Annotated in this window: 9 protein-coding genes; 4 read left to right on the top strand and 5 right to left on the bottom strand. The window is 61.0% G+C overall.

The window, feature by feature from the left end; genetic code table 11:
• Window positions 1-47: 47 nt before the first annotated feature.
• Window positions 48-1280, bottom strand: coding sequence for an ethanolamine utilization protein EutH (gene eutH / locus ACJ8IP_RS04010; protein WP_147880491.1), 1233 nt, complete (start codon window positions 1278-1280; stop codon window positions 48-50).
• The gene (locus tag ACJ8IP_RS04005; RefSeq protein ID WP_042784544.1) at window positions 1273-2733 is read right to left on the bottom strand and encodes an FGGY-family carbohydrate kinase; all 1461 of its coding nucleotides are present in this window, start codon (window positions 2731-2733) and stop codon (window positions 1273-1275) included. Before ACJ8IP_RS04005 ends, eutH begins: the two co-directional genes overlap by 8 nt.
• Window positions 2734-2991: 258 nt before the next feature.
• Here ACJ8IP_RS04005 and ACJ8IP_RS04000 point away from each other — a divergent pair, with 258 nt between their 5' ends.
• The 3 genes from ACJ8IP_RS04000 (at window position 2992) to ACJ8IP_RS03990 (ending at window position 6492) form a co-directional block, all read left to right on the top strand.
• On the top strand, window positions 2992-4395 hold the full coding sequence (locus ACJ8IP_RS04000) for an NAD(P)/FAD-dependent oxidoreductase (protein WP_164106248.1): 1404 nt from the start codon (window positions 2992-2994) through the stop codon (window positions 4393-4395).
• A complete protein-coding gene (locus ACJ8IP_RS03995) occupies window positions 4385-5608 on the top strand; it encodes an FAD-dependent oxidoreductase (protein ID WP_164106249.1) in 1224 nt (407 codons plus the stop codon). Before ACJ8IP_RS04000 ends, ACJ8IP_RS03995 begins: the two co-directional genes overlap by 11 nt.
• 113 nt (window positions 5609-5721) lie before the next feature.
• Window positions 5722-6492 (top strand): DeoR/GlpR family DNA-binding transcription regulator, encoded by a 771-nt coding sequence (locus tag ACJ8IP_RS03990; RefSeq protein ID WP_033643131.1) that lies wholly within the window; start codon window positions 5722-5724, stop codon window positions 6490-6492.
• Between the two features lie 48 nt (window positions 6493-6540).
• Here ACJ8IP_RS03990 and ACJ8IP_RS03985 read toward each other — a convergent pair whose 3' ends face one another.
• The 3 genes from ACJ8IP_RS03985 to ACJ8IP_RS03975 all read right to left on the bottom strand — a co-directional run bounded on the left by ACJ8IP_RS03985 (window position 6541) and on the right by ACJ8IP_RS03975 (window position 11741).
• The gene (locus ACJ8IP_RS03985; RefSeq protein WP_164106382.1) at window positions 6541-8838 is read right to left on the bottom strand and encodes an FdhF/YdeP family oxidoreductase; all 2298 of its coding nucleotides are present in this window, start codon (window positions 8836-8838) and stop codon (window positions 6541-6543) included.
• A gap of 203 nt (window positions 8839-9041) precedes the next feature.
• The gene (gene ggt / locus ACJ8IP_RS03980) at window positions 9042-10715 is read right to left on the bottom strand and encodes a gamma-glutamyltransferase (protein WP_042784540.1); all 1674 of its coding nucleotides are present in this window, start codon (window positions 10713-10715) and stop codon (window positions 9042-9044) included.
• Window positions 10716-10877: 162 nt separating this feature from the next.
• Window positions 10878-11741 (bottom strand): LysR substrate-binding domain-containing protein, encoded by an 864-nt coding sequence (locus ACJ8IP_RS03975; RefSeq protein WP_033650363.1) that lies wholly within the window; start codon window positions 11739-11741, stop codon window positions 10878-10880.
• A gap of 143 nt (window positions 11742-11884) precedes the next feature.
• Between ACJ8IP_RS03975 and ACJ8IP_RS03970 the strand changes: the two genes are divergently transcribed.
• Window positions 11885-13024, top strand: coding sequence for an agmatine deiminase family protein (locus ACJ8IP_RS03970; RefSeq protein WP_108680762.1), 1140 nt, complete (start codon window positions 11885-11887; stop codon window positions 13022-13024).
• Window positions 13025-13096 lie beyond the last annotated feature (72 nt).

Here is a 13096-nt window from a genome sequence, read left to right as displayed (position 1 = left end):
TCACCGTGAGGCGGCGCCCCGTTTATTTTTATGGCTTAGGGGTAAATTTAACGAGCGGCGGCGGCGATGGCCGTCGATTGCCTTTGCGTCTGTTCTTTTTCCAGCAATTCAGCCTCCGGCACCGAAATTTTTATGGCGATCAGCACGGCGATCATGCCACCGAGGAATTTGCCCATCATGATCGGCAACACCAGCGAAGGTTGGAAGTTGGCGGTAAACGCCAGGTGATCGCCCAACGTGGCCTGTGCGCAGATGCCGAAGGCCACGCACAGCACCTTATCGCGGGCGCGCATGCCTTTGAACAGGTGATAAACGGCGATGATATTGGCCAATACCATAATAAAGCCCAGCGCGCCGGTATCCGATAAACCGAGCTTTTTACCGATGAAATGCATCGGCTTGCGGCAATAGCGCTGGAATAAATAACAAATGGGGAATGTGCCCGCCAACATAATGCCGATATAACCGGCGATCTCGATAGCGCGGAATAATTCGTCTTTGTCGGCAAATAACGGATCGAATACCCAGCCGCCGAACACCTTTTTAAATACACCGGTAAAATGCTCGATGATGCACAGCGCCAACACCAGCTTGATAAAGGCATCCGCCGCCTTGCCGAAGATCAGGAATCCTTTCACCATCGCCGCCGGCCGCAGCTTCAGCCCCAGCGCCAGCAGGAAGCACAGGGCGAACAGCGGGGAGAGCAGCCGCAGCGCCTGCAGCAAGTCCAGCTGCAGATAGTGCGCGGCAGGTGACGTGGTGGAGATAATCTCCCTGACCGGCAGGTTATTGAAGGTGATGGTCACCAGGGCGATCAGCACGGCGAACGGAATGCTGATCAGGCCTGCCATGGCACCCAGCGCCAGATATTTATGGTCGTCGCGGTTCAGCATGATAAGCCCGACCGGGATCAGGTACACGATGCTGGCACCCGAGGTGTAGCCCACCAACATGGCGACGATCCACATATCGCGGTTGGCGGCAATGGCGTCGGCCAGCTGATAGCCGCCCATGTCCACGGCGATCACCGCCAGCGCCGCGATCGAGGCGTCGGAGCCGAGCGCCGAGAAGAAGGGGCCGATGCTGTACATGATCAGGTAAGAGATGATCGGGATTGCGGCCATGATGCCAGCCTGGGCGAGAAACACCGGGCCGATGGCGTGAATGCCGTTGACGAATTCGCGTCCCAGCTCGCCTTCCGGTTTGGCGATCGACGCCAGCGCACCGATCAGAGTGCCGGCCATGATGATATAGATGATGAAATTACCGAACTCAGCCATGGTGTTCCTCCTGCGATGAACGTAAGCCGCGCGAGCGCGCGATGATTTCCTGATAGCGGGCAAACCAGCCCGCCATATCGACCTCGGCGGGTTCCGTCACTTCATAGCGGTTGAGCACCTTGAGCGGATGTTCCACCCCCAGTCCTTTACGCGCCAACAACGCAACGCCTTGGGCGGTGATCTCCTTATTGGCGGGAGAGACGATGCGCTTTTGGATCAGGTTGGCGAGAAACTGCGTGAAATAGCGGTTGGCGGACAGGCCGCCGTCCACCGAAATGCTGTCGCCGATCGGTTTCAGTTTATCCATGGCGTTGATCACCTCGGCGGAACGCATGGCGATGCCTTCGAGGATCGACTGCAGCAGATCCTTGCGCTCGGTCTCCAGCGACAGCCCGGCCCACATCCCGGCGGCGGAGCGGTCCCAGTACGGGCAAGCCAGTCCGGAGAGCGCGGGCACAAAGGCCAGGCCGCGCGCGATGGCCGGCTGAGAGGGGAAGTCGCCGAATTCATCGAAATCGTTGAACAGGCCTATCTTTCTCGCCCAGTTAATGGCGGAGGCGGCGTTATAAACGCCGCCGTCCAGGCCATACACCGGCTCGCTGTCGGGCAGCTTCCAGCACAGCGTGGGCAACAGGCCGGACTCGCCGGCATCGATCGGGCGCGGCCCGGTGATCGCCTGTAAAAAGGCGCCGGTACCGAAGGTGATCTTCATCTGCCCCGGTTGATGGCAGCCGTGGCCGTATGTGCCGGCAAACTGGTCGACGATGCAGGCCGTCAGCGGCACCGGTTTGCCGTTGAGCGCGACGTCGCCGAAGTGGCCGATGTTGTCTCTGACCTCGGGCAGGCTGTCGATCGGCACGCCGAACAAACGGCACAGCTCCTCATCCCACTGCAGGGTATGAATGTTGAACAACGAGGTGCGCGAGGCCGAGTTATAGTCGGTAAGATGCCGGCCGCACAGGTGGAACAGGAAGAAGGCGTCCATGGTGCCGAGCCGCAGGCGGCCGCGTTGCGCCAATTGCCTGGCGCCCGGGGCGTTGTTCATCAGCCAGCCCATCTTGCTGGCTGAGAAGTAGGTATCGAGCGGCAGACCGGTTTTCGCCGTCACCAGCGGCTCAACGCCTTCGCGTTTCAGCCGCTGGATCTCCGGCTCGGTGCGCTGATCTTGCCAAACGATGGCGTTGTACAGCGGCAGGCCGCTGTCGGCGTCCCAGGCCAGCAGGCTTTCGCCCTGATGCCCTAAACCGATGGCATCCACCATGTCGCACTGGCTGAGACAGCGGCGGATATTCGCCAAAATCTCCAGGGCGTCGTGTTCCACCCAGCCCGGATTGGGGGTGATCTGCTTGTGCGGCATGCTGGCCGGTGAATGGTGCCTGCCGTCTTCGCCGAACACCACGACCCGGGTGCCGGTGGTCCCCTGATCAATCGCGGCATAACGTTGATTCATCATTGCTTCGCTCTCTTATAGGTTTTGTTTTTTTATTGTGCCTGGTGTTGGTTGTGTGTCTGTTTTAATAATCTATCTTCAATTTCACACACAAAAGCAACATAAATCACAAGATAAAATAACCCCGCGTGATCGACCTCATACTTTTTGCTTATCACCGCCTTTTGCGGCTTTTTTTTGGGAGTTATGTTGTTTTTGTCATTTCAAATGCGGTTATTGTGTGGTTTTATTGTGGTTATCACATCAAAACGGGACATCAGCATGATGGAAGAACAAACGGGTTGGGACATTGTCGTGATTGGCGGCGGTGTGGTCGGGTGTGCGGTATTCCGCAAATTCTGCCTGATGGGCGCCCGTACGCTGCTGTTGGAAAAAGGGGGCGATATCCTGTCCGGCGCCAGCAAAGCCAACAGCGCGCTGCTGCATACCGGCTTCGATGCGCCCAGCGGCAGCCTGGAACTGCATTGCATGCAGGCCGGGTACCGGGAATTTATCGCCATCCGTGAACGAATGAATCTGCCGCTGTTGCCCACCGGCGCGCTGGTCGTGGCTTGGGACGAGCAGCAGTTGGCGGCGCTGCCCGCGATTGTGCAACAGGCGCACGACAACGGCGTGCTGGACGTGGCGCAGATCGACGCCGCCGAGCTGTATCGCCGTGAGCCGCAGCTGGCGCCCGGCGCGTTGGCGGCGGTAGAGGTGCCGGGCGAGAGCGTGATCGATCCCTGGAGCACGCCACTGGCTTACCTGACGCAGGGCGTTAAACACGGCGGCGACTATCGCTTCAATACCGAGGTGACAGGCGCCGAACGCTTGCCGACCGGCTGGCGGCTAACCAGCAACCGGGGCGAGTTTCACGGCAAAATCGTCATCAACTGCGCCGGCAATCAGGGCGACCGGGTAGAAAGTTTCTGCCATCAGCCCGAGTTTGAAATTCGCCCGCGCAAAGGGCAGTTCCTGGTGTTCGACAAGGCCGCCGCCGGGCAGGTCAACGCCATTATCTTGCCGGTACCGACGGCGATCACCAAAGGGGTGCTGCTGTCGAAAACCATCTTCGGCAATTTGCTGCTCGGGCCGACCGCCGAAGAACAGCAGGATCGCGAGACGGCGACGGTGGACGAAACCAAAATGCGCGAGCTGATCGAACAGGGCACCCGGCTGCTGCCCACGCTGGCGAATTACAGCGTGACCGCCAGCTATGCCGGATTACGCCCGGCGACTGAACAGAAACACTACCGCATTCAGCACTATCCCGATCGGCAGTGGATCTGCGTGGCGGGCATTCGCTCCACCGGCCTGACGGCGGCGCTGGGCATCGCGCAATATGTGGAACAGCTCTATCGCGACCACTTTACGCCGTGCTTCACGCCAAAAACGCCGGAGACCGTGTATTGGCCGCAAATGCCGATGCTTGCCGACTACGCGCTGCGCGATTACGCGCGCCCGGACAACGGCGGCATCGTTTGCCACTGCGAGCTGGTGACCCAGCGGGAGATCGAGGCGGCGTTCGATTCCGCCGTGCCGCCAGAGTGCATCGGCGGGCTGCGGCGCCGCACGCGCGTGATGATGGGGCGCTGCAACGGTTTTTATTGCAGCAGCCGGGTGGCGGAAATGGTAGGCGATCGTTTTGGCCAGACGCTGGCCGTAGGGAGCATTGATGAAAACTGAGTATCAGGTGGCGATTGTCGGTGCCGGGCCGGCCGGGATCGCAGCGGCGACCGCGTTGCGGCAGGCGGGGATCGAGGATGTGGTGCTCCTGGAACGGGAACGGCAGGCGGGCGGTGTGCCCAGACACTGTCGGCACCCCACCTTTGGGCTGCAAACGTTTTATAGGCCGATGCTGGGATCCACCTATGTCGATAAAATACTGGCGCGCGCCGGGCAGGTGGAGATCCGTACCGGCGTGACGGTGCTCGCCATCAAGCCGGACGGCGAGCTGACCATCACGGACTGCCGCGGCGTCAGCACCTTGAAAGCGCAGCGGGTGATCCTGGCGACCGGCGTGCGCGAGACGCCGCGCCATCCGCGTCTGGTGAGCGGGCTGCGGCCGCAGGGCGTACTCACCGCCGGTGCACTGCAGCAGTTCGTCTATCTGCGCGGGCTGCAGCCGGGCAAGGCGCCGGTGGTGATCGGCACCGAGCTGGTCAGTTTCTCCGCGCTGTGGACGCTGCGTAACGCCGGCGTGCGCGCCGTCGCCATGATTGAAAGCGGCGGCAGACCCGTCGCCTGGCGTCTGAGCGCGCTCTATGCGCGTCTGATGGGAGTGCCGATCCACTACTATTCGCGTGTGACCGATATTGCCGGCCGCGATCGGGTTGAATCTATAGAAGTGGAAAATCGCCAGGGGGAGAAACGGCGCATCGCCTGCGACAGCCTGATCTTCACCGGCCGCTTCACTGGGGAGTATACGCTGATCCGCCAGAGCCACCTGGCGCAGCGGCCGGACAGCGGCTGTCCGTTGACCGATCAGTTCGGCCGCTGTTCCGACGCCACCTATTTCGCCGTCGGCAACATGTTGCACCCGGCGGACATGGGCGATCAGTGTTATCAGGAAGGGCTGCGCGTCGGCGAGGCCGTTGCCCATTCGCTGCAGCGCACGCTGCCGCCGGCGCGGCAAATCCTGCCGGTGCGGCACGACGAACGGATACGTCTGACTGCGCCCGCCCGTGTGGCGCTGATCGGCAATCCCGCCACGGTCACGATCAATATGCGCGTGGAACAGGCGGTGTCCGGTTCGGTGGTGGTGCGGTTGGGGGAAAAAGTGCTGTACCGCAAAACGCATCGTTGCCTGCCTGAACGGCGGATCCTGCTGCGCAATATCGTCTTGCCAGCCGAGGCTGAGCGTGATGCGCTGCACATCAGCATCGAATCCGCAGGATGAACGACGGCAACGGCTTGCGTCTAACGCCCTGAAACCCGTAGTATTCCGTCAGTTAACGCCGCAAGTCTCGGCGGAGGCAGTCACTCTTACTAAAGGCAGCGAGTGTAATGTGAATGGATATCTCTAATTCCGTGGAAAGGCGCAATGAAATACTGGCGCTGATCCAGGCCAACGGCCGGGTTTACGTGAATGAGCTGGCGGATAAATTCCAGGTTTCGCAGGAAACCATTCGGCGCGACCTGAACAAGCTGGAAGACTATCGGCTGATCAAGAAGATCCACGGCGGCGCAGTGAGCAGCCAGTTTAAATTCGAGCATGAATTCAACGAGCGGGCCAAAATCGCCGAGGCCGAGAAGCGCGCCATCGCGGAGAAAGCGGCGACGCTGCTCCAACCGGGCGATACGGTGTTCGTGGATTTCGGCTCCACCACGCTGGAGTTTGCCCGGCAGTTGGCAACGATCGATCAACTGACGGTCATCACCAACTCGCCGCTTATCGCCAACGTCTGTCTGGAAAATGACTCCATTGACGTGGTGCTGATCGGCGGGCAGTTCATCGACTCCAAAATGGCGTGCCTGGGCGCGATCGCATTGAATAATATCGAGGCGTTTTTCGCCGACTACGCCATCATCGGCGCCGGCGCGGTCAATCTGCAGACCGGCGTGATGGATCAGAACGTCAATGAAGCGGCCATCGCGCGCAAAATGATTGCCCAGAGCCGCAAGTGCATCGTGCTGGCCGACGAAAATAAGCTGCGCGGGCATGCGATGACGCTGGTGGCCAAATGGCCCGAGGTCGATTATCTGGTGACCTCCGACAGCGGTAACGCATTAGAAGGCTTGGTTTTCCCCGCCAACGTTAATGTGTTGGTGGCGCAGGTCTAAAGGGGGAGAAGCCTTTCTCCATGCGGAGAAAGGCTCAAACCGCTTCCGTCAAGCGATATCGACCGCGCGCACCTCTTTGGATCTCAACTTCACGCGGATCGGCACCGATTTATACGAAGGCGTGCCGCTCTCCTCATCGATATAATGCAGCGGCACCAGCACGTTGGCCTCCGGGTAGTAGGCGCCGACCGAACCGGCTGAGATGTTGTAGGCGATCACCGTGATGCCTTCCAGGCGCTGGGTGCTGCCGGGCAGCGCCGTTTCCAGATCCACCACGTCGCCATGTTCCAGCCCCAAACGTTGCAGATCGCTGTCATTCATGAACAGCACGTCGCGCCGGCCGAAGACCCCGCGGTAGCGATCGTCCAGAGCATAGATGGTGGTGTTGTACTGATCGTGGCTGCGCAGCGTGATCAGCCGCAGCGTGTCTTTGTCTGCCGTTGTCTCGTCCTCATGCAGCCCGTTGAATACGGAAAACATCGCCTTGCCCGTCGCCGTCGGCCACTGGCGCTCAGTCGGCGGCAGCGGCATGCGGAAACCGCCGGGTTGGCGAATGCGCGCGTTGTAATCGTCGAAGCCGGGGATGGTTTTTTCGATCAAATCGCGGATCACGTCGTAATCTTCGATCAGTTCATCCCAGGGCACCTTGCTGGCGGGCATCACCGCTTTGGCCATGCCGGCCACAATGGCGGGTTCCGAACGCAACAGCTCCGACGCCGGTTTTAATTTGCCGGACGAGGCGTGAACCATCGACATCGAATCCTCCACCGTCACCGATTGTCGCCCGCCGGCCTGCATGTCCAGTTCGGTACGTCCCAGACAGGGCAGAATGAGGGTTTCTTTCGCCACCAACAAATGGCTGCGGTTGAGTTTGGTGCCGATATGCACGCTTAATTCCAGCGCTTTCATCGCCGGGAAACTCTGCTCGGGGTCCGGCAGCGCCACGGCGAAGTTGCCGCCCAGGCAGATCAACGCCTTCGAGGCGCCGTCGATCATCGCCTGCATGCATTTCACGGCATCGTGACCGTGGGCTTTGGGCGGCGTGAAGCCAAACACCGTTTCCAGCTTCGCCAAAAAATCGGCCGAGGGTTTTTCGGTGATGCCGACGGTGCGGTTGCCCTGCACGTTGGAGTGGCCGCGCAGCGGGCAGATGCCGGCGCCCGGTTTGCCGATGTTGCCGCGCAGCAACAGCAGATCGGCAATCAGGCGTACGTTGGCGGTGCCTTTATTGTGCTGCGTAATGCCCATGCCGTAGGTCACGATGGTGGCGTTGGATTTCGCGTAAGCGGCGGCGACCTGTTCCAGATCCCGGCGCGCCAGGCCGCTCTCCGCCTCAATCGCATCCCAACCGGTGGCCTTCAGATCGGCGGCGAAATCCGCAAAACCTTCCGTGTGCTCGGCAATAAAGGCGTGGTCCAGCGCATTGCCATGTTCGTCATCCAACTGCAGCAGCGCTTTGGCGATGCCTTTGAGCGCCGCGGCGTCGCCGCCGGCTTTGACCTGATAGTAGGTGGAGGCGATAGGGGTCGAACTGTAGGTCGCCATTTCGATGACGTTTTGCGGATCGGTGAAACGCTCGAGCGCCCGCTCGCGCAGCGGATTGAACACGATAATCGGCACTTTTTTGCGCGCCAGCTCATGCAGCGTGCCCATCATGCGCGGGTGATTGGTGCCCGGATTGTGCCCGATGGAGATAATCAGCTCCGCGCTGTCAAAGTCGTCCAGGGACACGGTGCCTTTGCCGATGCCGATCGACTGGGGCAGGCCAACGCTGGTCGGTTCATGGCACATATTGGAACAGTCGGGGAAGTTATTGCTGCCAAATTCCCGCGCAAACAGCTGGAACAGATAGGCCGCCTCATTGGACGCCCGGCCGGAGGTATAAAACTCCACCTGCTCCGGCGGCAGCGTCTGCAAAACGGCGGCGATGCGTTGAAATGCCTCATCCCAGGCCAGCGGGCGCAGCGTGTCGGTCCCGGCGTCATAGAACAGGGGCGTGGTCAGGCGACCATAATCCTCCAGTTCATAGTCGGTTTTCCGCAGCAGTGAGGTCACGGTATTTTGCGCCAGGAATTCGGCCGTCACGCGTTTGCTGGTCGCTTCCCAAGTCACGGCTTTGGCGCCGTTTTCGCAAAACTGGAAGGTGGATCGATGTTCTTTATCCGGCCATGCGCATCCCGGGCAATCAAACCCGTCGGGCTGATTGGTGCGCATCAGCGTTACCGGCGCCTCCAGGGTATCCATCTGTGTACGCACGGCGATGGCCGTCGCTTTCAGCGCGCCCCAACCGCCGGCGGGCCCATCGTAGGGATGAACCCCGGGCACTGCTCGTCTTTTCGCCATTATTGATTGCCTCCGACACCGCTTACGATAAATGCAGGTGATTGATTTACTATGAATATTATCCTTATCGTCCAAGACGGACCGCAGGCGCCGCCGTCGTTGAACGCAGGCCTGTCGATTCAGTATAGATGAGTGAAAAAGGAGACAGCGGCCATCTGTGCGGGGAGAGCGGCGGCCCGTCTAATCGGAGGCGGGCCGCCGGAGGGTTACTTTTTCACCACCAGCCCCACGCCGCGGCCGCGCGGATCGGACGCGGTTTCCGGCGTGCGGCCATCGATGCGGATAGCCTGAATATCCCCCATGTTCCAGCCCTGATCTTCGAGGGTGTAGCCCATGGCTTTCAGCTCGTCCGCCGGTTTGCCGGTCAGCGGCGCGAAGCTGTCGTAATAAACGGTGTCCTTCGGCAACAGTTGGTGATGCACGCGCTGGGCGGCCACCGCCTGCGCCAGCGGCAGATGGTAATCGTAGAGATTGTTGATCACCTGAAAGATCGAGGTGAAGATGCGCGATCCGCCCGGCGTGCCGATCACCAGGGTGACGTCGCCGTCGCGGGTGATGATGGTCGGGCTCATCGAGGAGAGCATGCGTTTGCCCGGCTCGATGGCGTTGGCGTCGCTGCCCACCACGCCAAAGGCGTTGGCGACGCCGGGTTTGGCGCTGAAGTCGTCCATCTCGTCGTTGAGCAGGAAACCGGCGCCTTTGACCACCACGCCGCTGCCGAAGTCCCAGTTAAGCGTATAGGTGTTGCTGACCGCGTTGCCGGCCGCATCGACGATCGAGAAGTGGGTGGTTTGGTGGCTTTCCAGCCCCGGCCGCACCTGCTCGGTCGGCGAGATCGCCGTCGGGTTGATCTCGGCGGCGCGTTTTTGCAGGTAGTCGGGGGCGATCAGCTGCGCTTCCGGCACGTTAGTGAAATCCGGGTCGCCGAGGTAGTCGGCGCGATCGGCGAACACGCGTTTTTCGATTTCCGCCAGCAGGTGGATATAGCGCGCCGAGTTCAGCGGCACGCCCTTGAAGTCGGCGGCGCGATCTTCTTTTATCCCCAGCAGCTGCGCCAGCGCGATGCCGCCGGAGCTGGGCAGCGGGGCGGTATACACGGTGTTGCCGCGCCAGCTGATGCGCATCGGTTCACGCCATTTCACCCGATAGTCGGCCAAATCCGCCGCGCCGATCAGCCCGTTGTCGCGCTGCATTTGCGCCACCAGCAGGCGGGCGGTTTCGCCGTGATAAAAATCGTCGGCGCCCGATTTGGCGATGCGCTCAAGGGTGGCGGCCAGCTCCGGCTGTTTGAACACCGTGCCGGGCTTCATGGCGCCGAAATAGTCGCCGAAGTTGGTTTTACCGGCAAACAGCTTGTTGGCGTCTTCGCGGTACTGATACTGCTGACCCGCCACGGTGAAACCTTGCCGGGCGTAGCCGATCGCCGGCGTCAGCAGCTCGGCCCACGGCAGCTTGCCGAAGCGTTTATGGGCTTCCCACAGCCCCAGCACGGTGCCCGGCACGCCGGCGGCGCGACTGCCCACCAGGCTGAGATTCTCGATCACTTCGCCTTTCTCGTTCAGATACATAGTTTTGCCGGCGGCCTTGGGCGCCACTTCGCGGTAGTCGAGGAAATAGGGTTTGCCGTCGACGTACAGCGTCATAAAGCCGCCGCCACCGATATTGCCGGCTTCAGGGTAGGTGACCGCCAGGGTAAAGGCGGTGGCGACCGCCGCATCAACCGCGTTGCCGCCGGCCTGCAGAATGTGCGCGGCGACTTTTGCGCCATACTGATCCGGAGCGGCGACCGCGCCGGCGGTCAGATCGGCGGCAAAGGCGGCGGGAACGGTGCAGGCCAGGGTCACGCTCAGAGCTATCGTTTTCAATAAACCGGCAGACATAGAAGATCCTTTTAGCGATGTTCAGTTATCAGGTGAATTCAACTAATTATTTTTGAAACAGCGGGTTAGCGCGTTTTATTCGGGCTGTTGCGGCGCTTTATTGAAAGTAGCAGCGGTCAGGCGGGGCCGCCTGACCAGAGTAGCAAATCGTGATGTGGCGCGTTATGCGTCGGCCGGCAGCGTCGATTGCAGCCATTGGCAGAAGTGCCGGGCGAGCGGATTGTGTTCGCTGTCGCGATGCAGCAGCCACGCCCAGTTGGCGCCGCGCACGCGTTGCTCGGTTAACGGATGCAGCAACCCGGCGTCACGCGCTTGCTGCGCCAGCAGCTGACTGACCAACGCGATGCCCAGCCCCTGGCAGGCGGCATCCAGCAGCAGGCCGGGATCGGAGAAATTCAGCCCGCTGTCGCGCTGGCCGACGTGCGCGCCGCCCGCCACCGTCCAGTGGCTCCAGTCCATTTCGCGTTCGCCGTGCAGCGTGACGCGCTGCTCCGCCGCCAGCGCCAATAGGCTGGGGTGGCAGGCGGGATAAAGCCGGTCGGTGCAGAGAACCTTAAAGGTGCAGTCCGCCTGCGCGCTGAGATCGTCGCGGATCGCCAAGTCGATGCTGTCCGTCGCCATATCCGGTGGCTCGAAGCTGGTGAAGAGCCACAGATCTATCTGCGGATGCCGCTGGTTGAACTCGCCCAGCCGCGGCGTCAGCCAGTGGCGGGCAAAGGCCGGCGTCGTGTTGACGATCAACTGATTGGGTTTGCGGTATTGGTCCAGACGACGAATGCCGACGGCCAATTGTTGCAGCATCACCTGCGCGGTGCTGAACAGATCGTGGCCGGCATCGGTCAGCGTCACGCTGCGGCCGGTGCGGAAAAACAGCGGCTGTTCCAGAAACGCCTCGAGGCTGCGGATCTGCTGGCTGATCGCCGACTGGGTAAGGTGCAGCTCTTCGGCGGCCTGATGAAAACTGCCCAGACGCGCCGCCGCTTCAAATCCGCGCAATGCGCTTAACGGGGGCCAGTGTTTTAACATTATCAATAAGCCTGTCTAATCAGATATCCACTAAATATATCGTTTGTCGCAGCGGCAGGGGAAGACTAGCATGAGATTCAATTCCCGGAGAGCGAAAAAACCGGTTAACCAGTTGAATTTAAATTAATTAAAAGAGGGTGTTTATGTCAACGCGCCGCACCTTTATCAAGCAGCTTTCGGCGGTGGCCGGCGTCGGCTTGACGGCATCATTGGGTATTTCGTTACGCGGTCACGCAAAAGCTGCGCTTAATCCGGCCTGGCGCTTGCCGGATGAAGGGGAACCGCAACAGCGGGCGTTTATCGCGTTCGGCGCGCAGCGCGCGATTTGGGGCGACTTCACGGCGGACGTGCGGGCGGCACAGGGGCGTATCGCCCGCGCCATCGCCGAATTTCAGCCGTTGACGGTTTTTTGCCGCGAGCGTGAACGGCAATTAGCCGAGGCCATCTGCGGTAGTCACAACGTCAGCTATGTCGTCACCGAGCTGGATGATATCTGGATGCGCGACATCGGCGCCAATTTCGTCGTCAATGATGCCGGCGAACTGGGCGCGGTGGATTTCAACTTCAACGGCTGGGGCGATAAGCAGCAGCATGCCAGGGATGCGCGTCTGGCAGGGTTTGCCGCCAGGCGATACGGCGTCGCTCAACCGCGCCGCAGCGCACTGGTAGGCGAAGGCGGCGGCATTGAAGTGGATGGGCGCGGCACCGGCATCATGACCGAGAGCAGTTGGGTGAATGCGAACCGCAACCCGGGCTGGAGCAGGGATCGGGTTGAGCAGGAGCTGAAGGCGATGCTCGGCCTGCGTAAAATTATCTGGCTGCCGGGCATTAAAGGCCGAGACATCACCGATGCCCACGTCGATTTTTACGCCCGTTTCGTGCGGCCGGGCGTGGTGGTGGCCAATCTGGACACCGACCCGACCTCTTACGATCATGCGGTCACCCAGACGCATCTGGCGATCCTCAAGACGGCGACCGACGCCGATGGCCGCACGCTGCAGGTGCATACGCTCTCGCCGCCGCAGGCACCGCGCGACAGCCGTTTCAGCCGACACAATCCCGATTTCGCGGCGGGCTACATCAACTATTTCGTTATCAACGGCGCGGTGATCGCCCCGGAGTTTGGCGACCCGCAGGCGGACAAGGCGGCGTTTGCGCTGCTGTCGGCGCTCTATCCTCAGCGCAAGGTGGTGCAACTGGAGATCGACGCGATCGCCGCCGGCGGCGGCGGCATTCACTGCGTGACCAGCCAACTGCCGGCGCCTGGCAAACCAGACCCGTGAATGTTCAAAAAATGCGCGTGCGGTTGTTTGTCATCATCGGGTGTGGTTGGCTGATCAGAGTCACCTAAGGAG

The organism is Serratia sp. CY52157 (genome assembly GCF_052168495.1).
In the GTDB taxonomy this organism is placed as follows: domain Bacteria; phylum Pseudomonadota; class Gammaproteobacteria; order Enterobacterales; family Enterobacteriaceae; genus Serratia; species Serratia ureilytica.
This window is presented reverse-complemented; position numbering and strand designations above follow the sequence as displayed.